Annotated in this window: 19 protein-coding genes; 4 read left to right on the top strand and 15 right to left on the bottom strand. The window is 73.1% G+C overall.

Annotation, left to right across the window (positions count from 1 at the left end):
* The 5 genes from ACFPL3_RS35270 to ACFPL3_RS35250 all read right to left on the bottom strand — a co-directional run bounded on the left by ACFPL3_RS35270 (window position 1) and on the right by ACFPL3_RS35250 (window position 7,118).
* Window positions 1–2,427, bottom strand: coding sequence for a glycoside hydrolase family 65 protein (locus ACFPL3_RS35270; protein ID WP_343940817.1), 2,427 nt, complete (start codon window positions 2,425–2,427; stop codon window positions 1–3).
* 61 nt (window positions 2,428–2,488) lie between these two features.
* Window positions 2,489–3,331, bottom strand: a complete 843-nt coding sequence (locus ACFPL3_RS35265; RefSeq protein ID WP_343940816.1) for a carbohydrate ABC transporter permease — start codon at window positions 3,329–3,331, stop codon at window positions 2,489–2,491.
* Window positions 3,328–4,632 carry a carbohydrate ABC transporter permease gene (locus ACFPL3_RS35260; RefSeq protein WP_343940815.1) on the bottom strand — a complete coding sequence of 435 codons (1,305 nt, stop codon included), beginning with the start codon at window positions 4,630–4,632 and terminating at the stop codon, window positions 3,328–3,330. The genes ACFPL3_RS35265 and ACFPL3_RS35260 overlap by 4 nt, the downstream gene beginning before the upstream one ends.
* A complete protein-coding gene (locus tag ACFPL3_RS35255) occupies window positions 4,629–5,927 on the bottom strand; it encodes an ABC transporter substrate-binding protein (protein ID WP_343940814.1) in 1,299 nt (432 codons plus the stop codon). Before ACFPL3_RS35255 ends, ACFPL3_RS35260 begins: the two co-directional genes overlap by 4 nt.
* Window positions 5,928–5,930: 3 nt before the next feature.
* Window positions 5,931–7,118, bottom strand: a complete 1,188-nt coding sequence (locus tag ACFPL3_RS35250; RefSeq protein ID WP_343940813.1) for an ABC transporter ATP-binding protein — start codon at window positions 7,116–7,118, stop codon at window positions 5,931–5,933.
* A 79-nt stretch (window positions 7,119–7,197) separates the two neighbouring features.
* Between ACFPL3_RS35250 and ACFPL3_RS35245 the strand changes: the two genes are divergently transcribed.
* A complete protein-coding gene (locus tag ACFPL3_RS35245) occupies window positions 7,198–7,899 on the top strand; it encodes a response regulator transcription factor (RefSeq protein WP_343940812.1) in 702 nt (233 codons plus the stop codon).
* A complete protein-coding gene (locus ACFPL3_RS35240; RefSeq protein ID WP_379590316.1) occupies window positions 7,875–9,113 on the top strand; it encodes a sensor histidine kinase in 1,239 nt (412 codons plus the stop codon). The genes ACFPL3_RS35245 and ACFPL3_RS35240 overlap by 25 nt, the downstream gene beginning before the upstream one ends.
* Here the strand turns inward: ACFPL3_RS35240 and ACFPL3_RS35235 are convergent.
* The 4 genes from ACFPL3_RS35235 to ACFPL3_RS35220 all read right to left on the bottom strand — a co-directional run bounded on the left by ACFPL3_RS35235 (window position 9,110) and on the right by ACFPL3_RS35220 (window position 12,724).
* A complete protein-coding gene (locus ACFPL3_RS35235; protein WP_343938853.1) occupies window positions 9,110–10,123 on the bottom strand; it encodes a MinD/ParA family ATP-binding protein in 1,014 nt (337 codons plus the stop codon). The genes ACFPL3_RS35240 and ACFPL3_RS35235 overlap by 4 nt on opposite strands.
* Window positions 10,124–10,227: 104 nt before the next feature.
* The gene (locus ACFPL3_RS35230; protein ID WP_343938855.1) at window positions 10,228–10,491 is read right to left on the bottom strand and encodes a hypothetical protein; all 264 of its coding nucleotides are present in this window, start codon (window positions 10,489–10,491) and stop codon (window positions 10,228–10,230) included.
* A gap of 262 nt (window positions 10,492–10,753) precedes the next feature.
* Window positions 10,754–11,971: a MinD/ParA family ATP-binding protein gene (locus tag ACFPL3_RS35225; protein ID WP_379590314.1), complete on the bottom strand. Its 1,218-nt coding sequence runs from the start codon at window positions 11,969–11,971 to the stop codon at window positions 10,754–10,756.
* 57 nt (window positions 11,972–12,028) lie between these two features.
* Window positions 12,029–12,724 carry a GntR family transcriptional regulator gene (locus ACFPL3_RS35220; RefSeq protein ID WP_343938859.1) on the bottom strand — a complete coding sequence of 232 codons (696 nt, stop codon included), beginning with the start codon at window positions 12,722–12,724 and terminating at the stop codon, window positions 12,029–12,031.
* A 242-nt stretch (window positions 12,725–12,966) separates the two neighbouring features.
* Here ACFPL3_RS35220 and ACFPL3_RS35215 point away from each other — a divergent pair, with 242 nt between their 5' ends.
* Window positions 12,967–15,384 (top strand): hypothetical protein, encoded by a 2,418-nt coding sequence (locus tag ACFPL3_RS35215; protein ID WP_343938861.1) that lies wholly within the window; start codon window positions 12,967–12,969, stop codon window positions 15,382–15,384.
* Between the two features lie 72 nt (window positions 15,385–15,456).
* Here ACFPL3_RS35215 and ACFPL3_RS35210 read toward each other — a convergent pair whose 3' ends face one another.
* The 3 genes from ACFPL3_RS35210 to ACFPL3_RS35200 all read right to left on the bottom strand — a co-directional run bounded on the left by ACFPL3_RS35210 (window position 15,457) and on the right by ACFPL3_RS35200 (window position 18,299).
* Window positions 15,457–16,410, bottom strand: coding sequence for a MinD/ParA family ATP-binding protein (locus tag ACFPL3_RS35210; protein WP_343938863.1), 954 nt, complete (start codon window positions 16,408–16,410; stop codon window positions 15,457–15,459).
* Window positions 16,407–17,363: a MinD/ParA family ATP-binding protein gene (locus tag ACFPL3_RS35205; protein WP_343938865.1), complete on the bottom strand. Its 957-nt coding sequence runs from the start codon at window positions 17,361–17,363 to the stop codon at window positions 16,407–16,409. The genes ACFPL3_RS35210 and ACFPL3_RS35205 overlap by 4 nt, the downstream gene beginning before the upstream one ends.
* A gap of 189 nt (window positions 17,364–17,552) precedes the next feature.
* Window positions 17,553–18,299, bottom strand: coding sequence for a DivIVA domain-containing protein (locus ACFPL3_RS35200; RefSeq protein ID WP_343938867.1), 747 nt, complete (start codon window positions 18,297–18,299; stop codon window positions 17,553–17,555).
* A gap of 218 nt (window positions 18,300–18,517) precedes the next feature.
* On the opposite strand from ACFPL3_RS35200, the gene ACFPL3_RS35195 reads away from it, so the two are divergent.
* Window positions 18,518–19,405: a DUF559 domain-containing protein gene (locus ACFPL3_RS35195; RefSeq protein WP_343938869.1), complete on the top strand. Its 888-nt coding sequence runs from the start codon at window positions 18,518–18,520 to the stop codon at window positions 19,403–19,405.
* A 60-nt stretch (window positions 19,406–19,465) separates the two neighbouring features.
* Here the strand turns inward: ACFPL3_RS35195 and coaD are convergent, their stop codons facing one another.
* Genes coaD through ACFPL3_RS35180 form a run of 3 tightly spaced genes read right to left on the bottom strand, consistent with a single transcriptional unit; the run spans window position 19,466 to window position 23,897 of the window.
* On the bottom strand, window positions 19,466–19,948 hold the full coding sequence (gene coaD / locus ACFPL3_RS35190; protein WP_343938871.1) for a pantetheine-phosphate adenylyltransferase: 483 nt from the start codon (window positions 19,946–19,948) through the stop codon (window positions 19,466–19,468).
* Between the two features lie 11 nt (window positions 19,949–19,959).
* Window positions 19,960–20,523: a 16S rRNA (guanine(966)-N(2))-methyltransferase RsmD gene (rsmD, locus tag ACFPL3_RS35185; RefSeq protein ID WP_343938873.1), complete on the bottom strand. Its 564-nt coding sequence runs from the start codon at window positions 20,521–20,523 to the stop codon at window positions 19,960–19,962.
* Window positions 20,520–23,897: a pyruvate carboxylase gene (locus ACFPL3_RS35180; protein WP_343938886.1), complete on the bottom strand. Its 3,378-nt coding sequence runs from the start codon at window positions 23,895–23,897 to the stop codon at window positions 20,520–20,522. Before ACFPL3_RS35180 ends, rsmD begins: the two co-directional genes overlap by 4 nt.
* Between the last annotated feature and the right edge of the window lie 111 nt (window positions 23,898–24,008).

Raw genomic sequence — 24,008 nt, 5'->3', positions numbered from 1 at the left:
TCAGCCCGTCTGGCGCAGCGCCGAGCCCGTGGCCACGGGCTGCGGTACGGCGACCTCCGGGAAGGTCCCGCGGCCGTTGCCCGAGTGCCGGGAGCGGGGCGCGCGGCCGTAGGGCTGCTCCACGGTCTCCACCGGCTCCAGGGCCGGGATCGGCAGCACCTGCGGCTCCTCGTCCAACGCGATCGCCTCACCGTGGTGGCGCAGCCGCATCGGCGGCCCCGACACCAACCGGTACTCCGCCTCCTCCGGGCGGATCTCCACCCGCAGCTGACGGCCCTGCCACCGCAACCCGAACGAGATCCGCGTCAACGCCGGAGGCAACCGCGGCGCGAACCCGATCCCGGACTCGTCCATCCGCATCCCGCCGAACCCGGCCACCACCGCCGTCCACGTGCCCGCCATCGACGCGATGTGCACCCCGTGATCCGAGTTCCCCGCCAGATCGTCCAGATCCACCAGCGCGGCCTCGGCCAGGTAGTCGTAGGCCAGGTCCAGATGCCCGGTCCACGCCGCCACCACCGCCTGCGTGCACGCCGACAACGACGAGTCCCGCACCGTCAACGCCTCGTAGTAGGCGAAGTTGCGCCGCATCTGCTCCGGCGTGAACGCATCCGGCCGCAACTGCATCGCCAGCACCAGATCCGCCTGCTTGATCACCTGCTTGCGGTACAGATCGAAGTACGGGACGTTCAGCAGCAGCGGGTACTTCTCCGCCGGGGTGCCCTCGAAGTCCCACACCTGGTGGTGCGTGAACCCCTCCGCCTGCGGATGCACCCCCAGCACCTCGTCGAACGGGATCCGCATCGACTTCGCCGCGTCCCGCCAGGAGGCCATCTCCTCGGCGTCGACGCCGAAGCGCGCCGCGGCCCGGGCGTGGCGGGCGGCGACGTCCGCGGCGTAGCGCAGGTTCTGCTGGGCCATGAGGTTGGTGTAGACGTTGTTGTCCACGATCGCGGTGTACTCGTCCGGGCCGGTCACCCCGTCGATCCGGAACTCCCCCGCCGAGTCGTGGTGGCCCAACGAGCGCCACAGCCGCGCGGTGGCCACAAGCAGCTCCAGCCCCACCTCCCGCTCGAACACCACGTCCCCGGTGGCCGCCACGTAGCGGCGCACGGCATCGGCGATGTCGGCGTTGATGTGGAACGCCGCCGTGCCCGCAGGCCAGTAACCCGAACACTCCTGGCCCCGGATCGTCCGCCACGGGAACGCCGCGCCCTTGAGGCCCAGCTGCTCGGCCCGCTCGTAGGCCTGCGGGAGGATCGACTGGCGCCACCGCAGCGCGTCCGCGGCCGCGTGCGGGGCCAGGTGCGCGAGCACCGGGAGGCAGAACGTCTCGGTGTCCCAGAAGGTGTGGCCGTCGTAGCCCTCGCCGGTGAGGCCCTTCGCGCCGATGGCGCGCCGCTCGGCGCGGGCCCCCGCCTGGAGCACGTGGAAGGTGGCCAGCCGGACGGCCTGCTGCAGCTCCGCGTCACCGTCGATCTCGACGTCCGCGGTCTCCCAGAACTCGTCCAGGTACTGGCGCTGCTCGGCCACCAGCCCGTCCCAGCTCGTGTAGCGCGCCGCCGCCAGCGCCGCGCGCACCTGGTCGTGCAGCGCGGGCAGCGACCGCCGCGAGGACCAGCCGTAGGCCAGGTACTTCACCAGCCGCAGCGGCTTGCCCGGCTCGAGGCGCGCGATCACGGTGGTGCGGGCGATGTCCTCCGCCGCCTCCGAGGTGACCTCGGTGGTCTCCGGTCCGTGCACCTCGTGGTCCATCGCGGCGGCCACGTTGAGGCCCGACCGGCGCGTGCCGTGGATGAGGTAGGCGCCCGCTCCCGTGGCGGCGTGCTGCTCGGCGCGCAACGGGTCGGTGAGAGCCGCCTCGACCCGCGGGTCGGCCTCGTTGCGGCTGGGGAGCTGCTCGTTGGCCACCAGCTCCGACTGCAGCACCACGAGCGCGGGCGCGTCGACGACCTCGACCTCGTAGCAGATCGCGGCGATCGCGCGCTGGGTGTGCGACACCAGCCGGGTGGAGCGCACCCGCACCACGCGGCCGGCGGGCGAGGTCCACTCCACGTCCCGCGACAGCGTGCCCGCCCGCAGGTCCAGCACCCGCTCGTGCCGGCTCAGCTGCCCGTAGCGCAGGTCGAACGGCTCGTCCTCCACCAGCAGCCGGATCAGCTTGCCGTTGGTGACGTTGATGATCGTCTGCCCCGACTCCGGATACCCGTAGCCGCCCTCGGCGTACGGCAGCGGCCGCCGCTCGTAGAACGAGTTGAGGTACGTGCCGGGCATCGCGTGCGGCTCCCCCTCGTCCAGGTTGGCCCGCAGCCCGATGTGCCCGTTGGACAGCGCGAAGACCGACTCGACCTGCCCCATCCGGTCCAGGTCGAGCCGAGGCTCCCGTACCACCCACGGCTCCACGGCGAAGACGCGATCGCTCGACATCAGGGGAACCTCCAAGCTTCGGGGAGCGAGCTCAGATCATGGTGCAGCAGACGCCTCGCGTTCATCTCGTCGACCCCGCGAGTACGCCCTGCACGAATGCGCGCTGGAATGCGAAGAACACAGCGAGTGGCACGATCATGGAGAGGAACGCGCCGCTCGCGAGCACGTCGACGTTACTGCCGAACTGGCGCAGCTGGCTACGCAGGGCCACCGTGATGGGCGCCGAGCTCTCGTCGGCGAACACCAGCGCCACCAGCAGGTCGTTCCACACCCACAGGAACTGGAAGGTCGCGAGCGCGGCGACGGCCGGCCGGGAGATCGGCAGCACCAGCCGCCAGAAGATCCGCAACTCGCGGCCGCCGTCGAGCCGGGCGGCCTCGAGGAGGTCCCGCGGGATTCCCACGAACGAGTTGCGCAGCAGGAACACGGCGAACGGCAGCCCGAAGGCCACGTGGAAGGCCACCACGCCCGGGATCGAGCCGTACAGCCCGACGGCGCCGAGCAGCTTCGCCACGGGGACGAGCGCCACCTGGACGGGCACCACCAGGAGCGCGACGACGGCGAGCACCATGACGTCGCGGCCGGGGAACTCGATCCACGCGAGCGCGTACGCCGCGAACGCGCCGATCACCACCACGAGCACGGTGGACGGCACCGCGATCAGCACGGTGTTCCACAGGGAGCCGAGGACGGCGCGGTCGGCCATCAGGGCGGCGTAGTTGTCGAGCGTCAGCTGCGCGGGCGCGGTGACCACGGTCCACCAGCCGCTGCGCGCGTTGCCCGCCTCGGGCCGCAGCGACGCGACGAGCAGGCCCACCACCGGGAACATCCAGACGATCGCGACAACCACCAGGACGGCGCGGACGACCGGGCCACCCGCCCGGGCGGCCATGCGGCGGATCACCGGCGGTCCTCGCGGAAGCGCCGGACGTTGAACACCATCGCGGGCAGCACGAGCAGGAACAGCAGCACCGCGAGGGCGCTCCCCAGCCCCTGGTCGCCGCCGCCCGCCCCGAACGCGACCTGCCAGACCTGCAGGGCGAGCACGTTCGCCTCCTCCTGCACCGATCCCGGCGCGATGACGAAGACCAGGTCGAACACCTTGAGCACGTTGATCACCAGGGTGACGAACACGACCAGCAGCACCGGGGAGAGCAGCGGCACCGTGACCCGCCGGAAGACCTGCCACTCGGTGGCGCCGTCCACCCGCGCGGCCTCGAGCGCGTCACGCGGGATGCTGGCCAGGCCGGCCACGATCAGCGTCATCGCGAACCCTGTCATGATCCACAACCATGCGGAGATCACGACCGGGGTCACCAGGACGGGGCCCAGCCACGTCAGGCCGCGGAAGGGCTCCGCGAACGCCGCCGCGGGCAACCGGATGGCGTAGGGGCCGCCCGCGAGGTCGGGCACGGTGAACCGCCCGTCGTCGCCGGTGGTCACGGTGGCCACCACCCGGCCCGCCTCCAGCACCTCCACGGGGATGCCCGGCAGCCCGCGCTCCCCCGCGTCCAGCTCGCCGGTGCGGTCGGCGGTGCCGCCGACGTCGAGCCACACGAGACCACGCAGGCCAGCCCCCGGCTCGGGCAGCACCGCGGCGGCGGCCCGCCCGGGCAGCGCGGCGGGGTCGTAGCCGGTGATCGCCAGCCCGACGGCGTCCTGCGCCCCCACCGGATCGGCCGTGACGAGCGCCCCGTCCGGCGCCGCCACGAGCCCACCGCCCTCGCGCGGACGCGCACCGGCGTACGGCGCGGACGGGGCGAACACGTCGTGCACCGAGACCACCACCGCGTTGACGAGCCCGCGGTCCGGATCCTCCTCGTAGACCAGCCGGAAGATGATCCCCGAGGCCACCAGCGAGATCGCCAGCGGCATGAACATCACCACGCGGAACGCCGTGGCCCACCGGATCCGCTCGGTGAGCACGGCGAGCACCAGCCCGATCGTGGTCACCAGCGTGGGCGCGACGACGACCCAGATCACGCTGTTGCGCAACGCGACGAGCGTGCGGTCGTCGGTGAACGCGGTGGCGTAGTTCTCGAGACCGACGAACTCGGTGCCGCGCGCGTCGAACAGGCTGCGCACCACCGAGTACGTCGTGGGGTACACGAGGAACACCAGCACGAGCAGCAGCGCGGGCGTGAGGAAGAGCGCCGCGAGCCGGGGGCTGCCGCCCGACAGCGGGCCGGTTCCGCGGGCGGTCACGAGTCGCCGTCCGCGTACGCGGCGGTGGCCTCGGCCTCGAGTTCGGCGAGGATCCGGTCGATCTGCGCGGGGTCGGCGAGGTGGTCCTGCATCGCGCGCCAGAACCCGTCGCCGCGCGTGGCGCCGAGCGCGCTGGGCATGAGGTCGGACATGTCGAAGCGCAGGTTGTCCGCGCCCACCAGCTCCTCGGCGATCTGGCGCGTGCTGTCGTCGGGGTACTGCTCGAGCCGCACCTCGCGGTTCGGCGAGACGAACCCGCCCTGGGCGGCCCAGATCGACGCCGCCTCCGAGCTCGCGAGGAACTGCACGAGCGCCTGCGTGCCGGGCTCGTCGGTGAGCGCCACCAGGGTGTCGCCGCCGCTCACCACCGACGAGGCCGGCCCGATCCGGGGGAACGGGAACACGCGCGCGTCCACGCCGACGGTGGCCGAGGTGCTCTCCGCGATCACCCCCGCCACGAAGTCCGCCTCGAACACGATCGAGGCCCTCGGGTCCTCACCGAAGACGTCCACGACCGACTCGGCGAACTCCGTCTGCAACGCGCTGTCGATCCCGCCCGGCAGGTGCTCTGGCCTGAACACCCGGGCCAGGGTCTGCAGCGCCGTGCGCACCGACGGGTCGGTCCAGGGGATCTCGTGGCGGGCGAGTCGGTCGTACATCGGGCCGCCCGCGGTCTGCAGGTAGACGTTCTCGAACCAGTCGGTGAGGGTCCAGCCGTCGGCGCCGCCCACCGAGAGCGGCGTGCGCCCGGTGTCGGACAGCTTGCGCAGCGTCTCCTCGAACTCGTCCCAGGTGCGCGGCGGCACGAAGCCGGGGCCGAGCTGCCGCACGTCGTACCAGATCGTGGACTTGTTGGCCGCCTTGAACACGAACCCGTACAGGGTGCCGTCGACGGTGCCCAGCTCCTTCCAGACCGGCGCGAAGCCCGCGTCGATCGCGGCCTCGGTGGCCGGGTCCAGCGGCACCAGCGACCCGGCGCGGGCCAGCGTGCGCACCAGCGCGGGCTGCGCGACCCCCGCGACGTCCGGGGGCGAGCCGCCCGCCAGGCGGGTGGCCAGCACGGTGGGCACCTCGTCACCGCCGGAGACGTAGGTGACGGTGGCCCCGGTGCGCTCCTCGAAGACGTCGAGCACCCGCTCGAACGCCGCCTGCTCCTCGTCGGACCACACGGCGAGGACCTCGATCGTCTGCCCGGTGAGCGGCCCCGACCGGGCGGCCGCGAGGTCCGGGCCGCCGCACGCCGCGGCGACGAGCACCGCCGTCGCCACCGCACCGAGGAGCCGCGTCGCCCGCACGCGTCACCGCCGGATCGAGCGGCCGGTGTCGCGGTCGAAGAAGTGCAGGGCCTCGGTGTCGACGCGCACCGTCACCGGCTTGCCCTCGAAGATGCGGGACCGCGGGCTGAACCGGCCGATGAACAGGGTGTCGCCGGTGGCCGAGCGCACCTGCCCGGAGTCCCGGTCGAGCGTCTCGCGGTCCTCGGTGCGGACCGCCTCGGCGGCCACCGGGAAGTGCACCTGCACGTCCGCGCCCATCGCCTCCACCAGGTCGGCCACCGAGTCGATCGTGCTCCCCTCCGGCCCGTCGGCGATCGCGGCGTCCTCCATGCTCTCCGGGCGGATGCCGAGCACCAGGTCGTGGCCCCTGTAGTCGCGCAGCGCGGGCCTGCGGCGCAGCACGTACTCCGGCACGGCGAGCCGGTGCGAGCCGAACGACACCGCCGCCTCACCGGCGTCGTCGATGTCGAACCGGGCGGCCACCATGTTCATCGGGGGTGACCCGATGAACCCGGCCACGGACATGTCCACCGGCTCGTCGTAGAGCACCTGCGGCGACGCGATCTGCTGGAGCACCCCGGCGCGCAGCACCGCCACGCGGTCGCCGAGCGTCATCGCCTCGGTCTGGTCGTGCGTGACGTAGACCGTGGTGACGCCCAGGTCGCGCTGGATGCGGGCGATCTGCGCGCGCATCTGCCCCCGCAGCTTGGCGTCGAGGTTCGACAGCGGCTCGTCCATGAGGAACGCGCGCGGTTCGCGCACGATCGCCCGGCCCATCGCCACCCGCTGCCGCTGGCCACCGGACAGGTGGCGGGGTTTGCGGCGCAGGTGCTCGCCGAGCTCCAGCACGTCCGCGACCTCGCGCACCCGGCGGTCGACGACGTCACGCGGCGTGCCGCGCAGGGTGAGCCCGAACGCGATGTTGTCGAACACGCTGAGGTGCGGGTAGAGCGCGTAGGACTGGAAGACCATCGCGACGTCGCGGTCGCGGGCGGGCACGCCGTTGACCTCCTCCCCGCCGATGCGGATCGTGCCGTCGGTGATCTGCTCCAGCCCCGCGATCATCCGCAGCGCGGTGGTCTTCCCGCAGCCGGACGGGCCGACCACCACCAGGAACTCGCCCTTCTCCACGTCGATCGAGAGCTCGGTGACCGCGCGCGTGCCGTCGGGGTAGACCTTGCTGACGCGGTCCAACTCGATGCGCGCCACGATTCTCCTGTCGACCTCCGCCGCGTCCTGGCTCGCATCGTAAGCGGGTGATCGGTAGCAGGTGGTCTACGGTGCGTGCATGGCGCTGGTGTTGGTGGTCGAGGACGATCACAACGTCCGGGCGGCTATGACGGAGGCCCTGCGCGCCGCCGGCCACGTCGTGCAGCCGGTCGGCAGCGCGACCGACGCGCTCACGCCCGTGGCGGACAACGAGGTCGACCTCGTCGTGCTCGACCTGAAGCTGCCCGGGATCGACGGCTACACCGCGCTGCGGATGCTGCGCGGGATCAGCGACGTCCCGGTGATCATCGCGACGGCACACGACGACGAGGCCACGCTCGTGAAGCTGCTCGACGAGGGCGCCGACGACTTCCTCGGCAAACCGTTCTCCGGCGCGGTGCTCACCGCGCGGGTGGGCGCCGTGCTGCGCCGGGGCCGGAGCGCGGCGCCCCACGACGAGCCGCTGCGCATCTGCGACCTGGTGATCGACGAGGCCCGCCGCGAGATCACCCTCGACGGGGAGCCCCTCAAGCTCACCCGCCGCGAGTTCGACCTGCTCGCCTACCTCGCAGCCCGCTGCGGCAAGGTCGTGTCGCGCACGGAACTGGCCCGGGAGGTGTGGCACCAGCCCCGGCTCAACCTGGACCAGACCATCGACGTGCACATGACGTGGCTGCGCCGCAAGCTCGGGGAGACCGCGGCGAACCCGAGGTACCTGCACACGGTCCGCGGGGTGGGCATCAAACTGATCGACCCGTGCAGCGCCTCGTCCTCCGTCTGATCCTGGTGACGGCCGCGGCGGCCGTCACCGCAGTCGCCGCCACCGCGCTCGTCGTGCACGTGCTGGGCGCACACGAGCGCCTGCGCGCCGGCACGGAGGCCGACCTCGCGGCGGTCGTCAGCCTCGCCGAGACCACCTCGGACCGGGAGGACCTGCTGCGCGGGATCGCACGCACGCCCGCAGGCCGCGAGGGCAGGCTCGGCGTGCACGTCGACGGCGCGACGGTCGGCTCCACGCGGCTCACCGCGGACGCGGCGCCCGCGCCGGCCGACGTCCCGGTCGTGGGTGGCGTGGTGCTGGTCCGCGGCGCGGGCACCGCCACCGTCGAAGCCTTCGTGCCCACCGCGGCGGTCGGCCCGGCCGAGCTGGGGCTCCTCGCCCTGCTGCTCGGGGTCGGCGGCCTCACGGCGGTGGCGGGCACGGCCGTGGCGCTGCGTCGGATCCGCCCGGTGCGCGCCGACCTCGCCGAGCTCACGGCCGGCGCGGCCGCGCTCGGGCACGAGGACCCGCGGCCCGGGCGCCCGATGCACGTCCCCGAGACCGCCGCGCTCGCCGCCGCCCTCGCCGAGGCCGGCACGGCCGTCGCCGAGATGCGCCGCCGCGACCGCGAGCTGGCCGCCGACCTCTCCCACCGGCTGCGCACCCCGCTCACCGCGCTCAGCATCAATGCCGGTGCCCTGGACACCGACCCGACCGCGGCGGACCGGGTGCGCGAGACCGTCGCCGCCCTCGAGAAGGACGTGAACGCCCTCATCCACCCCGCACCCGCCGCGGACGCACCGGGCCGGTGCGACCTGGCGGACGTCGTGCGGCAGCGGATGGCCTTCTGGACCACCTCGGCCCACAAGACCGGCCGCGAGTGCCGGTTCACCGTGCAGGCGCCCGCCGTGGTGGCCCTCCCCGAGGAGGACGTCGCCCCCGCCGTCGACGACCTGCTCACCAACATCTTCCGGCACACCCCGGACGGCACCGCGTTCGCCGTCACGGTGGTGCGCTACGCCGGCTGGGTCACCCTCGTCGTGGACGACGCGGGCCCCGGTGTCGTCGATCCGGCCACCGCGCTGCAGCGCGGCGTGAGCGAGTTGGCGGACGGCACCGGCCTCGGCCTCGCCATCGCCCGCCGGACGGTGGAGGCCGCGGGCGGCACGATCCACCTCGAGCGCGCCGAGCTCGGCGGCTCCCGGATCCGGCTGCGGTTCCCCGAGGCGGCCTAGGAGGGATCGACCCCCACCATCTCCGCGCCCACACCCACCGGCGTGGCGTCGAACCGGTCGGCCAGGTGGGCGGCGATCGCGCGGAACGCATCGTGCGTGGCGGGCCGGATCCGGTTCATGTCGATCTGCGCCCCGGTGGCCAGGTGCGGGTCGAACGGCACCTCGACCACCGCGCGGCAGCGCGCCTCGAAATGGCGCCGCACCCGCTCGGTGTCGACGTGCTTGCTGGCGCGATCGCAGGTGAGCACGAGCACAGCGTCGGCCACACGCTCGGCGGGCCCCCGCTGGAGCAGCCAGTCGAGCGTCTTGCTCACCCGGCCCGCGCCGTCGGCCGTGGGCGACCCGACGATCACGAGGCTGTGCGCCAGCGCGAGCGTGCCCTCCACCGCCGCGTGGACGAGACCGCTGCCCGAGTCCGTGATCACCACGTTGTAGAAGCGGCGGAGCACCTCGCAGACGCTCTCGTACTCCTCGCGGGTGATCCCCTCCGTCATCGCGGGGTCCTGCTCCGAGGCGAGCACCTGCAGCCTGCCGGCCAGGCTCGTGAAGCGGGAGACGTCGGCGAGCGAGTTCAGCGACCCGATCTCGCCCAGCATGTCGCGCACCGTGCGGGACGTGTCGCCGGTGAGCCGGTCGGCGAGCGTGCCCGCGTTCTGGCCCGCGTCCAGCGCCACCACCCGGTCGCCCCGGTGCTCGGCGAGCACCAGACCCACGCACGCCGCCACGGTGGTCTTCCCGACCCCGCCGTTGATCGACGTGATGCCGATCTGGTGGGCGCTGCCCAACGGGCGGCGAATCCGCCGCACCTGGTCGCGCTGCGCGTGCTCCTCGGGCCCCACACCGGGGTTCAGCAGCCCCCGGCTCGCGCTGAACACCGCCCCGCGCCAGCCGCCCTGCGGCCGGTCGACCCGGCGGCGGACGATCGTCTCGTCGGTGAGGTCCCCGGCGTCGGCCCGCTCCACCCCGTCGACGAACGGCCCGAAATCGGCCTCCACGTCCTCCGAGCTCACCCGTGCACCCCCCGGCCCCGGCCGATCGCCGATGATCTCGGCTCGGGACGCAGGCTACCGCGCGGGGCCGGGCAGGCCGTCGCGGTCCGCCGCACCAGCACGACTCAGGCGGGCTGGACCTGGAACTCGGCGCCCGAACGGTCCGCGCGGCTCACCTCGATCCGGTACACCCCGACCGTGCCCTCCGTGCCCGGCGCCACCGTCACCGGGTCCCCGCCGTCGGCGGAGAAGGTCACCCCGGAGGAGTCCATCGACTCGATCGCGATCAGCGGGCCCCGCCCGCACGAGAACGAGGTGCGGCCGTTCGTCGTGATCGTCCGGCCACCCGCGCCGGAGCTGACGATCGACCCGTTCGACGAGACCCGCATCTGGCAGGTCCCCCCACCGGAACGGCCCTGCGAGCGCGAGGGCGACGGCGAGGCGGTGGCGCTCGGGCGTTCGTCGGATGCGGGGGACGCCTCACCCTGCACGCTCGAAGAGCACGCCCCCGTCACCAACGCGACCGAGGCCACGCCGACGAGCAGCCGCGCCGCTGCGGTCCTGGACTGCGTTCGCATGATCTTCACAGCGGGCATGGTGCCGTTGCCCGCACATCGCTGCCACGCGGGTCCGCCGCCGGGCGGCAGGCGGTTACTGGCGCCGGACGGGCGGCGACCCCCCGAAGTCGTCGGCGACGAGCGCCGCGAGTTCGAGGAAGGCGTCCGAGGTGGCCTGGCTGACCTTGTCGAGCTCGATCCGGCCCCCGGTGGCCAGGTGGGGGTCGCGGGGCACGACCACCACCGCCCGGCAGCGCTCCCGGAAGTGCGCCACCACCCGCTCGCCGTCGATCTCGGGGCTCGTCCGGTCGGCGGACAGCACCACGACCGCGCGCTCGACCAGCTCCTGCTGGCCGTGCGCCACCAACCAGTCGAGCGTCTTGCCCGCCCGGCTCGCGCCGTCGACCGTGTGCGAGCCGACCACCACGAGCCCGCTCGCGAGCGCGAGCGTGCCGTCCATCGCCGAGTGGACCATCCCGGTGCCGGAGTCGGTGACGACGATGTTGTAGAAGCGCGACAACACCGCGCAGACACGCTCGTAGTCGGCCCGGTCGAAGGTCTCGCTGCGGGCCGGATCCTGCTCGGAGGCGAGCACCTGCAGGCGGCCCGACAACGTGGTGAACCGGGCGATGTCGCTCAGCGCGCCGACCCCGCCGAGCGAGTCGAGCAGATCCCGCACCGTGGAATCGGTGCGGCCGGTGAGACGCTCGGCGAGCGTGCCCGCGTCGGGGTTGGCGTCGAGCGCCACGACCCGGTCGCCGCGGTGCTCGGCGAGCATCAGGCCCAGCATCGCCGTGACGGTGGTCTTGCCGACCCCGCCCTTCATCGACGCCACCGCGATCTGCCGCGGACCGGGCAGGGGGCGGCGCACGCGCAGCGCCAGCTCCTGCCTGCGCTGCTCGGCCGGCCCGATCCCCGGGTTGACCAGCCCGCCGCTCGCGACGTGCACGGCCCGGCGCCACCCGGCACCGGGCTTGTCCGACCGCCTGCGGACGATCGTGTACTCGGTGAGCTGCGAGGCGGTGACGGCGGGTACCTCGACGACGGGCCGGGGCGACGGCGTGACGGGCGCGGCCGGCGGCTCCGGCGTGGGGAGCTCGGCCGTGGGGGGCTCGGGCGCAGAGGGCTCGGGCGCAGAGGGCTCGGGCGCAGAGGGCTCGGGCGCAGAGGGCTCGGGCGCAGAGGGCTCGGGCGCAGAGGGCTCGGGCGCAGAGGGCTCCGGCGCGGGCGGCTCGGGCGCCGAGGACTCCGGCGTGGGCGGCTCCGCACGGGCCGATTCCGTGTCCGCCCGTGCAAAAGATCGCTTCGGCATTGGCGCTACCCGTTCCCCCCGGTCCGACCGCGAACGCGCCCCATCTTGCCTCCCCGCCTACTCCCCCCGGTCGGCGAGTCGATCTGCGAAGGCCTGGACGAGCTGGTTCTCGGCGTCGCGGAGGTAGACGTCCAGCGTCTCGGCCGCGCCCGGGCCGTCGCCACGCTGCAGCTGCTCCAGGATCTCGCGGTTGCGGGCGAGGTAGGGCTCGTGGAAGCGCCGCGGGTCGGCCATCACGTGGAAGACCAGGCGCAGCTCGGCCAGGATGCCGCTCATCAGCTCGTCGGCGCGCGGGCTGCCGGCCAGCGCCACGAGCGCCTGGTGGAAGTCCATGTTGGCGGTGCCCAGCGCTCTCCATTCGCGGGCGGCCAGCGCGGACTCCCCGGCGGCGATGGACTCGGCCACCGCCTCGAGCCCGGGATGCGGACCGGTGACGGTGCGGATCACGCCGCACTCGACGAAGCGGCGCACCTGGTAGAGATCGACCACGTCCTCGGCGGTGAGCGACCGCACGAACATCCCGCGGTTCAGCTCGTGGGTGAGCAGGCGCTCGTGCGACAGGAGGCGGAACGCCTCGCGCAGCGTGTTGCGGGAGACGCCGAGTGCGCTGCCGATGGCGTCCTCGGCGAGCCGGGTGCCGGGCGGGAAGTAGCCCTCGATGATCCGGGTGCGCAGGATGCCGGCGACTCGCTCAGCCGTGCTGGTCCGCGACAGCAGGGCCCGGTCGGCGGCCAGGGCATCAGTGCTCAACATGCCTCCTGCGATTCGAGCACAAGGGGTTGTGCGTCTTGAAGGATCGTACAACAATCGAACGAGCGAGGTTGCTCGCTGTGACTGATCGGAATCGTTCGGTCACCGCGGGTGACTTTGCCGGTACAAGGTCCACTCGACATCGTGCTGACACCCGAATGGCAGTACGCTGCTGCACGATCGGGTGAAGGTTCGCCGTGATGAGGGAACGCACGGCAGCGCTGAGCTGTCCTTGGGGGGACGACATGAGCGACGGGCCACAGGAGTGTGCCCTGCCCGGATGCGCCGAGCTCGTCGAGCAGCCGGACGACGGCGGTCCGCGGCGGTTGTACTGCTCACCCGCCCACCGGGCCGCGGCGCGCAAGATGCGCCATGCCGCCCGGATGGAGGCGGCCACGGAGCAGCCCGCCGAGCAGGGTTCCGAGGAGCAGACCACCCAGCTGGAGCAGCCGTCGGAGGAGCAGACCACCGAGCTGCCCGCGGCGCTCGGCACCCCGCGCCCACCGGAACCGGAGCCGGAACCGGTGCCCGAGCGCGAGTGGAGCCCCGCCGCGGCCTGGTCGGTCACCCCTCCCACCCTGCCGCCGGCGTCGTCGGTTCGCACCGTCCGCACCATCACCTCGAAGCGCGTCAAGAAGCAGAAGCCTGCGCTCACGGCGGCCGACCGCAAGAACGCCGCCACCCACATGCGACGGCGCGCCATCGCGAGCGTGGCCATCGCGAGCCTCGTGGCCGGTGGCGCCAGCTACTTCGTCACCGAGAACGTCGTTCCCTCCACCCCCACCACGCTACCGCCCCAGGCCGCCCCCCAGCCCTCCATGGACGCGGATGTGTGGGCCGAACAGGCGCAGGTCGTGCTCGCGTCGCTCGGCAGCCAGCTCGACGCCGTCGCGCAGGCTGAGGCCAGCTGGCTCTCCCTCCCCCCGCAGCGCCGCGCGCAGGAACCGGCGGCCGTGCAGGCCCTCAAGGAGCGCAAGGCGCTGCTCGAGCAGCAGCGCACCACGCTGACATCCCAGCTCGAGGCGCTCCGGAAGCTGCCGGAGCGCACCTCGGAGCTCACCTCCGCGCAGGCCCAGCTCGACGCCGTCGAGCGCACGCTCAAGGAGTCCACCACCACCGCCGCCTCCCCGGACTACCAGGAGGCGCTGCGGCAGCTGGAGTCCCAGCGCGACATGCACCGCCAGCAGCGCGACTACGCCGCGCAGGCCCTCACCGACCTGCGCAACGGCGTGGAGCAGGCGCTCGCCTCCCCGCTGCCGGCCCAGAAGGACGAGACCGCCCCCATCGTCGAGCGCGTCAAGGCGGTCGTCGAAGGCCGGCCCGACCCCGGCGAGAAGAACTCCGACAAGGAGCACACGAGCAACGACGACCAGGACCCGGTCGCCACTCAGCGACGTGAGGACGGCGACGAGGAGCGCGGCGACGTCGGCACCACCGCGCCGCCCGACCCCGAGCGCCCGAACACCCCGGACATCCTCGCCGACGGCGGCCGCGACGCGCAGGAATCCGCCGACGGTGCCCGCAGCGTCCGCGCCGACAACGCTGACGACAACGGCGCCGCCAACAACGGCGCCGACAGCGACGGTGGCGACCGCGGGCCCGTGCAGTCCATCGCAGGCGCGCTGGGGAGCGCGCTCGGCCAGAGCGACACCTCCAACCGCGACGAGCGCGCCAACCGCCGGGCGCTGCGCGCCGCGGACGGCTCCGACGAGAGCTCCGCAGGCGAGAGCGCCGGCACGGAGAACGGCGACGAGCGCAGCGAGGACCGCAGCGAGCGCTCCGAGCGCCGGGGCGGTGGGCTCGGCAACGTCCTGGGCGGCGTCACGGGCGGGCTGCTCGGCGGCGGCAAGGACCGTGGCGAGGACCGCAGCGAGGACCGCAAGGAGCGCCGGGACGACGACAAGGACGACCGGGACCGCGATCGGGACAAGGCGCGCGACGACGACCGCGACCACGACCGGGACGACGACAAGGACGACCGGGACGACCACAAGAGCTGGTGGTCCGATCGCGACGACCGCGACGACGACGAGGACCGCGACGAGCGCAGCAGCCGCCACGATCGCGACGACGACGATGATGACGACGAGGACGACGACGACCGCGGCGTGATCCGCGGCATCAGCGACGGACTGCTCGGCGACGACGACGACGACCGCAAGCGGCCCCACGGCAAGGCCGAACGCCAGCGCGACAAGGAGCGCAACGCCTCCGAGGAGCGCGGCGGCGAGCACGCCGACAAGGACGACGACGACAAGGACGAGCACGCCGACGAGGACCGCGACGAGAAGCGGCCCCAGGGCAAGGCCGAGCGCGAGCGCCACAAGGACCGCGGCGGCGACAAGGATTCCGGCAAGAAGGACGGCGGCAAGAAGGGGTCCGGCAAGAAGAAGGACTCCGACAACCACGACGACGACGACAAGGACGACGACGGCAAGAAGGGGTCCGGCAAGAAGAAGGACTCCGACAAGCACGACGACGACGACAAGGACGACGACGGCAAGAAGGGGTCCGGCAAGAAGAAGGACTCCGACAAGCACGACGACGACGACAAGGACGACGACGGCAAGAAGTCGTCCAGCAAGAAGAAGGACTCCGACAAGGACGACGGCGACGGGGGCGACTCCGACGGCGGCGACGACGATGGCGGCGACGACGACTGACCTTCCCGGCGACGCGCGAGCCCCGCTGCACCTGCAGCGGGGCTCGTGTCGTACCGGGGCGGTTCCGCCGCGTCAGCGGGGCGTGGGACGGCCGCCGAACCCGTCGGCGAGCAGCGCGGCGAGGGCGAGGAACGCGTCGTGGGTGGCCGGTCGCAGCCGCTCGAGCTCGATCCGGCCGCCGGAGGCGAGGTGCGGGTCGTGCGGCACCTCCACGACGCCGCGGCAGCGGGACTCGAAGTGCCCGCGCACGCGCTTGGGGTCCACCTCGGCGCTCGTGCGGTCGCACGACAGCACGACCACGGCGTTGGCGACCTGCGCCTCGTGGCCGTGCGCCACGAGCCAGTCGAGCGTCTTGCTCGCCCGGCTGGCCCCGTCCACGGTGGGGGCGCCGACCACCACGAGGCTGTCGGCGAGCGCCAGCGTGCCCTCCATCGCGGAGTGCACGAGCCCGGTGCCCGAGTCGGTGATCAGGACGTTGTAGAAGCGGGTGAGCACGGAGCAGACGCGCTCGTACCCCGCGCGGTCGAAGGCGTCGCTCATCGCGGGGTCCTGCTCCGACGCGAGCACCTGCAGCCGCCCGGCGAGGCTCGTGAAGCGGGCCACCTCGGAGAGCGAATGGGCGGCCCCCAGGTTCTCCAGCATGTGCCGCACGGTCACCGAGGTGTCGCCGGTGAGCCGGTCGGCGAGCGTGCCCGCGTCCGGGTTGGCGTCGAGGGCGATCACCCGGTCGCCGCGGTGCTCCGCGAGCACCAGCCCGAGGCAGGCCGACACCGTGGTCTTGCCGACCCCGCCCTTGATCGAGCTCACCGCGATCTGGTGCGTGCCCGGCACCGGGCGGCGGATCCGCCGCAACCGGTCGCGGCGCACCCGCTCGGCCGCGCCGAGGCCAGGGTTCAGCAGGCCACCGGTGGCGCGGTACAGCAGGCCGCGCCAGCCCCGTTCGGGGCGCTCACCGCGGAACCGGACGATCGAGTCCTCGGTGAGCTCGGCCGATCCGACCTCCAGGGACCCCCCGGCCTCGCTCACGTCGTGAAACGGTCGGCCATGAGCGCGGCCAGCTCGTAGGCCGCCTCCCGGGTGGCCGGGCGCAGGTGGGCGAGCTCGACGCGGCCGCCCGTGGCCAGGTGCGGATCGTGTGGGATCTCGACGACGGCCCGGCTGCGGGCGGCGAAGTGCTTGCGGATCCGCTCCTGGTCGACCTCGGCGCTCGTGCGGTCGCACGACAGCACGACCACCGCCTCCGTGGCGAGCGCGGAGTGGCCGTGGGCCAGCAGCCAGTCGAGCGTCTTGCTGGCCCGCCCGGCGCCGTCGACCGTGGGTGCGCCGACGACGATGAGGCTGTCGGCGAGCTTGAGGGTGCCCTCCATCGCCGAGTGCACGAGCCCGGTGCCCGAGTCGGTGATGATGATGTTGAAGAAGCGGTCCAGCAGCGCGCAGATCTGCTGGTACTCCTCACGGCTGAACGCCTCGCTCGACGCGGGGTCCTGCTCGGACGCGAGCACCTGCAACCGGCCGGCCAGGCTGGTGTAGCGGGAGACCTCGGTCCAGGAGTGGATCCGGTCGAGGTCGCGCAGCAGCTCCCGCACCGTGACCGAGGACTCCCCGGTGAGCCGGTCGGCGAGCGTGCCGGCGTCCGGGTTGGCGTCGAGCACGATCACGCGGTCGCCGCGGTTCTCGGCCATCACGAGCCCGAGCAGGGTGGACACCGTGGTCTTGCCGACGCCACCCTTGATCGAGCTGACGGCGATGCGATGCGACTGGATCAGCGGACGCCGGATGCGGTGCAGCACGTCGCGCCACCGCACCTCGGCCGCGCTCGGCCCCGGGTTGATCATGCCGCCGGTGGCTTTCAGCAACGCGCGGCGCCAACCCGTGGACGGCTCGTCGGGCCGCGCCCGCAGGATCGCGTCGGCGTCGAGCGCCGTTGCGCTGCTGCCGGACTCCTCCTGCGGAGGACCGAGCGGAGACGCGGACCCCATGGAACTCACTGCACCCCCTGGCTGATCGGGCCCCCACCCGGTGTACGGCACCGGTTCCAGCCGATGGCCGTACCTCTCCCACCAGATCGAGGGATCTGGTTCGACAGGACGACGCACCACGCGGTGGAGCCTAACGCGCCGCGTCCCCCACGTCCCCCGATGGTGATCGATCAGAGACGTGCGGACAACTCAGTCGATGAGATCCATGCCCGTTCCGGAGCGACCGTTCAGCCCAGCACCGGCTGCACCGTTCTGCGGAGCACCACGCCACAGGTTGCTGCGGCCCCGGCTGATCGTGCGCAGCGCCTTCCCGAGCGCCTCCTGGAACTCGGCGAGCTTGGCGTCGACGTAGCCGTCGCACTCCTGCCGCAGCCGCTCGGCCTCGGCGTCGGCGCTGTCCACGATGCGCGCCGCCTCGGCGTGCGCGGCACGCACGACCTCGGCCTGCGACACCAGACGCGCCTGCTCGGCCTGACCGTCGGCGATGTACCGGTCGTGCGCGGTGCGCCCGGCGTGGGCGATCCGGTCGGCCTCCGCCTGCGCCCGGTCGGTGAGCTCCGTGTACTGGCGGCGCCCCTCGGCCACGGTGCGCTCGGCCTCGTGCCGGGCGCGGGCCACGGTCTGCTCCGCCTCGGCCCGCGCCTCGGCGACCAGCCGCTCCGCCTCCGCACGGGCGTCGGCCAGCAGCTGCTCGGCCTCCTCCTGCGCGCCGCTGCGGGTCTGCTCGGCCTCCTGCGTGGCGTCGTCGACGATCTCGTCCCGCCGATCCAGCACGTCCTGGGCGTCGTCGAGCTCACCGGGGAGCGCTTCTCGCACGTCGTCGAGCAGGTCGAGCACGTCACCGCGCGGCACGACGCAGTTGGAGGTCATCGGGACACCCCGAGCCTCCTCGACCACCGTCACCAGCGCGTCGAGCGATTCGAAGACCCGGTACACGCCCGCATCTTCTCACCGGGGCTGGGCCGGACCGCGTATTCGGCGCGGCCCGCGCGTGTCAAGTTCCGATCGAGTGATGCCCTGGCCAGGAGGTTTGATCAGCGATTTGGCGCATTCCCGGGTCGATTTCGCCCGGGAACGCGCCAACTCCGTGATCATGGAGGCGGGTTCTCCGAAACGGCCACGGCGCGCACCCGTCTCGGGCGATCCTGCCGGTCATGACCATGCAGCCCGACCTCCTCGCCCTGATCACCCGTCAGGACGGGCTGATCACCACCGCCCAGGCCGTCCGGCACGGTCTCGACGAGAGCCTGCTGCGGCGCCGGGCCCGCGCCCAAGGCTGGGAACGCGTCGCCCCACGCGTCTACCTCGCTGCCGGCCACCGGCTCACCGCCAGAGCCCGGATCAGAGCCGCGGCGCTCTGGGGCGGCGAGCTCTCGACGATCTCGGGGCCGGCCGCGGCCTGGTGGCACGGGATGCCGGCGAGCGCACCGGACGAGATCGCGGTCACCGTGCCGCGCAGGCTCGGGCTGCGCGGCTTTCCCGGCGTGCGGGTCCGGCGTCGCGATCTCGCCGCCCCGGACCGGGTCGTCCTCGACGGCGTCTGGTGCACCGCGGTGCCGCTCACCGCCCTCGAGACCGCGGCCGCCCTGCCCGACGGGTCGGCGTTCCTCGACCGGGTCCTGCAGAAGCACATCCGGTTCGAGCAGCTCTACGAGGCGTACTGCCGGAACATGGGCGCCTACGGAGCCATCCGCATCGGCGCGCTCCTGACCGCGGCGGCCGACCGCGCCGATTCGGCAGCCGAACGGCGGCTGACCGCGATCCTCCGCCGCGCCGGGTTCCCGGGCTGGCGGCGCGGGGTGCCCTTCCAGGGCTGGGAGATCGACATCGCGTTCCCCGAGGCGATGGTGGCCATCGAGGTCGACGGGTGGGCCTACCACTCCGACGTCGAGCGATTCCGCACCGACCGGCGCAAGGGAAATGCGCTGGTTCGCGCCGGCTGGAGGCTCCTGCGATTCACCTGGCACGACCTCACGGATCGGCCGGACTACGTCGCCGCCGAGGTCCGGGCTGCGCTGGATGCGGCCCGGGCGAGCGCATGATCAGGAGTTTGGCGCGTTCCCGGGTCGATTTCGCCCGGGAACGCGCCAAACCTGTGATCTTCAGCCGCGCTCGGCGATCCGCTCCAGCAGCTGCCGGTGGACCGTCTCGGGCAGGAGGTGCCCGATGTCGCCGCCGTAGGTGGCGACCTCCTTCACCAGCGAGCTCGACACGAACCCGTACTCCGGGCTCGTCGACAGGAAGAGCGTGTCGACGCCGGAGAGCCGTTGGTTCATCTGGGCCATCTGCAGCTCGTAGTCGAAGTCGGTGACCACGCGCAGGCCCTTGACGATCGCCTTGATGTCGTGGGTGCGGCAGTAGTCGACCAGCAGGCCGTGGAACGAGTCCACGCGGACGTTCGGGTACTCCGCGGTGATCTCGGTGAGCATCGCCATGCGCTCGTCCACCGTGAACATGCCCTTCTTGGACTTGTTCACGAGCACGGCGACGACGACCTCGTCGAACAACGACGCCGTGCGGCTGATGACGTCGAGGTGCCCGTTGGTGGGCGGGTCGAAGGATCCGGGACAGACGGCGCGCCTCACGACCCGGGACGCTACCCGTCCACCGGGGCCACGGCCGTGTGCAGGGTCGTGTCGCCGTAGCGGCGCTGCTTGCCCGGGCGCAGCGCGGGCGGCCACGGGAACGGCCCGTCGCGGCCCGCCCGCTCCACCACCACGACGGCGCCCGCGGCGAGCCAGCCGTTCTCCGCGGCGGCCGCCAGCCACCCGGCCACCTCGACCGCGGGCACGTCGTAGGGCGGGTCGACGAGCACCACGTCGTACGCGCGCTCGGCGGGCGCCGCGAGCACCGCCGCGGCTCCCGCCACCCGCACCTGCGCGCCGGGCAGCCCGAGCCCGGCGGTGTTGCGGCGCAGCACGCCGGCCGCACGCCGGTCGGACTCGACGAACAGTGCGTGCGCCGCACCGCGCGAGAGCGCCTCCAGGCCCAGGGCGCCGGAGCCCGCGCACAGGTCGAGCACCGCGGCGCCGTCGAGCCCCGGGTCGGCGTCCAGTGCGGAGAACAGCGCCTCCCGCACCCGGTCGGACGTCGGCCGGGTGCCCTTCGGCGGCACCGCGATGCGCCGACCACCCGCGGTGCCGGCGATGATGCGTGTCATTCGAGGACGAGCAGCAGATCCCCGCCCTCGACCTGCTGCACCTTGCCGATCGCGAGGCGCCCGACCGTGCCGGCCTGGTGCGCCGTGATCGATGCCTCCATCTTCATCGCCTCGATCGTGGCCACGGTCTGGCCCGTCTCGACCTGGTCGCCCTCGGCCACCTGCAGCGTGACGACGCCGGCGAACGGCGCCGCCACGTGCTTCGGGTTCGAGCGGTCGGCCTTCTCCGCCGCCTTGACGTCGGTGGCGACGGACCGGTCGCGCACGGCCACCGGCCGCAGCTGGCCGTTGAGCGTGGTGACGACGTTGCGGAAGCCGCGCTCGTCGGGCTCGGAGATCGCCTCCAGCTCGATGATCAGCGTGACGCCCTGCTCCAGCCGCGCGGTGTGCTCGAACTCGGGCTCGAGCCCGTAGAGGAAGTCGCGCGTGGAGAGCACCGACGTGTCGCCGTAGGCCTCGCGGTGGGCGAGGAACTCCTCGGTGGGCCCAGGGAAGAGCAGGCGGTTGAGGGTGGCTCGGCGGTCGTCCTCCAGCGCGGCGCGGTCCTCGTCGGACAGCTGCGCGGCCTCGCGTTCCGCGGAACGCCCCTCCAGGGCCCGGGTGCGGAACGGCTCCGGCCAGCCGCCGGGCGGGTCGCCCAGCTCACCGCGCAGGAACCCGATCACCGAGTCCGGTACGTCGAACTGGCTGGGGTCGGCCTCGAAGTCCTTGGGCTCCACCCCGGCGCCGACGAGGTGCAGCGCGAGGTCGCCCACCACCTTCGACGACGGGGTGACCTTCACCAGCCGCCCGAGCATCCGGTCGGCGGCGGCGTAGCAGTCCTCGATCAGCTCGAACCGGTCGCCCAGCCCGAGCGCGATGGCCTGCTGGCGCAGGTTGGACAGCTGACCGCCCGGGATCTCGTGGTGGTAGACCCGCCCGGTGGGCGACGGGAGCGCCGCCTCGAACGGCGCGTACACCTTCCGCACGGCCTCCCAGTACGGCTCCAGGTCGCCCACCGCCTCCAGGGAGAGCCCGGTGGTGCGCTCGGTGTGCTCGGTGGCGGCCACCAGCGCCGAGAGCGACGGCTGGCTCGTGGTGCCCGCCAAAGAGGCGACGGCGGCGTCCACGGCGTCCACGCCCGCGTCGATCGCGGTGACCAGCGTGGCCAGCTGGCCGCCCGCGGTGTCGTGCGTGTGCAGGTGGACGGGCAGGTCGAACCGCTCGCGCAGCGCCGTGACCAGGGTGCGGGCCGCGGGCGGGCGCAGCAGGCCCGCCATGTCCTTGATGGCGAGCACGTGCGCGCCCGCCTCGACGATCTGCTCGGCCAGCCGCAGGTAGTAGTCCAGCGTGTAGAGCTTCTCGCCCGGGTCCGACAGGTCGGCCGTGTAGCAGAGCGCCACCTCCGCGAGGGCCGTGCCGGTGGCGCGCACGGCGTCGATGGCCGGGCGCATCTGCTCGACGTCGTTGAGGGCGTCGAAGATCCGGAAGATGTCCATCCCGGTGCGCGCCGCCTCCTCGACGAAGGCGTCGGTGACCTCCGTGGGGTACGGCGTGTAGCCCACGGTGTTGCGGCCGCGCAGCAACATCTGCGTACAGATGTTGGGTACCGCCTCGCGCAGCGCGGCCAGCCGCTCCCACGGGTCCTCGGCGAGGAACCGCAGCGCCACGTCGTAGGTGGCGCCACCCCAGCACTCGATCGAGAGCAACTGCGGCGCCATCCGGGACACGTGCGGCGCGACGGCCAGCAGGTCGCGCGTGCGCACCCGGGTGGCGAGCAGCGACTGGTGGGCGTCGCGGAAGGTCGTGTCGGTGACCGGCACGCCCTTCTGCTCGCGCAGCCACCGCGCGAAGCCCTCGGGACCGAGATCGCGCAGGAGCTGCCGCGTGCCGTCCGGGGCGGGCGCCTCGATGTCGCAGCGCGGCAGCTTCTCCGCGGGGTCGACGACCTGCGGGCGCGGCCCGTTCGGCTTGTTGACCGTGACGTCGGCCAGGTAGTTCAGCACGCGGGTGCCGCGGTCGGCGGGCTTGCGGGCGGAGAGCAGCTGCGGGCGTTCGTCGATGAAGCTCGTGGTGACCCGCCCCTCGGCGAAGTCCGGGTCGTCGAGCACGGCCGCGAGGAACGGCAGGTTCGTGGACACGCCGCGGATCCGGAACTCGGCGATCGCCCGCCGGGCCCGGCGCACAGCGTTCGGGAAGTCGTGCCCGTAGCAGGTGAGCTTCACCAGCATCGAGTCGAAGTGGGCGCTCACCTCGGCACCCGTGTGCGTGGTGCCGCCGTCCAGCCGCACCCCGGGCCCGCCGGGCGAACGGTAGGCGCTGATCGTGCCGGTGTCGGGCCGGAAGCCGTTCTGCGGGTCCTCGGTGGTGACGCGGCACTGCAGCGCGGCACCCGTGAGCGTCACCTCCTCCTGCGTGAGGCGCAGCTCGGGCAGCGTCATCCCGGCCGCGATGCGCAGCTGGGCGATCACCAGGTCGCGGTCGGTGACCTGCTCGGTGACGGTGTGTTCCACCTGGATGCGCGGGTTCATCTCGATGAACACGTGGTTGCCGCGCTCGTCGAGCAGGAACTCGACCGTGCCCGCGTTGACGTAGCCGATGTGCCGGGCGAACGCCACGGCGTCGTTGCAGATCCGCTCCCGCAGCTCCGGGTCGAGGTTCGGGGCCGGCGCGATCTCGATGACCTTCTGGTGGCGCCGCTGCACCGAGCAGTCGCGCTCGTAGAGGTGCACCACGTTGCCTTCGGCATCAGCGAGGATCTGCACTTCGATGTGCCGCGGGTTCACCACGGCCTGCTCCAGGAACACCGTGGCGTCGCCGAACGCCGACTCGGCCTCGCGCATGGCCGCCTCGACCGCCTCGCGCAGCCCCGACGGGTCCTCGACCCGGCGCATCCCGCGCCCGCCGCCGCCGGCCACCGCCTTGACGAAGATGGGGAAACCGACCTCGTCGGCGGCGGCCAGCAGCGTGTCCACGTCGTCCGACGGCGGCGTCGAGGCCAGCACCGCGACGCCCGCCTCCCGGGCGGCGGCCACCGCGCGCGCCTTGTTGCCCGTGAGGTGCAGCACCTCGGTGGGCGGCCCGACGAACGTGATGCCCGCGCGCTCGCACGCCTCGGCGAGGTCCGGGTTCTCCGACAGGAAGCCGTACCCGGGGTAGATCGCGTCGGCGCCCGCGCGCTGCGCGGCCTTGACGACCTCCTCGACCGACAGGTACGCCCGAACGGGGTGGCCGGGCTCGCCGATCTGGTACGACTCGTCGGCCTTGGCGCGGTGCAGCGAGTTGCGGTCCTCGTACGGGAACACCGCCACCGTCGACACGCCCAGTTCGTAGGCGGCGCGGAAGGCGCGGATGGCGATCTCGCCGCGGTTGGCGACCAGCACCTTGCGGAACATCCGGTTCGTCACCAGCAGACCGTACCTGTGGGCACTCGATCGGACCCGTGCGAAAAGCGCCACTCCTGCGGTACCAAGGAGGGGTAGCCGACCGACCCGAGGGGTGTCGCC

It is taken from the genome of Pseudonocardia zijingensis, from assembly GCF_042657305.1.
Lineage (GTDB): Bacteria > Actinomycetota > Actinomycetes > Mycobacteriales > Pseudonocardiaceae > Pseudonocardia > Pseudonocardia zijingensis.
This window is presented reverse-complemented; position numbering and strand designations above follow the sequence as displayed.

Bases quoted from the DNA above. Each gene is read 5' to 3' on its own strand.
- ACFPL3_RS35225 (WP_379590314.1), bottom strand. From the start codon at position 11,971: ATGCCGAAGCGATCTTTTGCACGGGCGGACACGGAATCGGCCCGTGCG.
- ACFPL3_RS35195 (WP_343938869.1), top strand. From the start codon at position 18,518: ATGACCATGCAGCCCGACCTCCTCGCCCTGATCACCCGTCAGGACGGG.
- ACFPL3_RS35270 (WP_343940817.1), bottom strand. From the start codon at position 2,427: ATGTCGAGCGATCGCGTCTTCGCCGTGGAGCCGTGGGTGGTACGGGAG.
- ACFPL3_RS35230 (WP_343938855.1), bottom strand. From the start codon at position 10,491: ATGCGGGTCTCGTCGAACGGGTCGATCGTCAGCTCCGGCGCGGGTGGC.
- ACFPL3_RS35215 (WP_343938861.1), top strand. From the start codon at position 12,967: ATGAGCGACGGGCCACAGGAGTGTGCCCTGCCCGGATGCGCCGAGCTC.
- rsmD (WP_343938873.1), bottom strand. From the start codon at position 20,523: ATGACACGCATCATCGCCGGCACCGCGGGTGGTCGGCGCATCGCGGTG.
- ACFPL3_RS35180 (WP_343938886.1), bottom strand. From the start codon at position 23,897: ATGTTCCGCAAGGTGCTGGTCGCCAACCGCGGCGAGATCGCCATCCGC.
- ACFPL3_RS35245 (WP_343940812.1), top strand. From the start codon at position 7,198: ATGGCGCTGGTGTTGGTGGTCGAGGACGATCACAACGTCCGGGCGGCT.
- ACFPL3_RS35220 (WP_343938859.1), bottom strand. From the start codon at position 12,724: ATGTTGAGCACTGATGCCCTGGCCGCCGACCGGGCCCTGCTGTCGCGG.
- ACFPL3_RS35205 (WP_343938865.1), bottom strand. From the start codon at position 17,363: ATGGGGTCCGCGTCTCCGCTCGGTCCTCCGCAGGAGGAGTCCGGCAGC.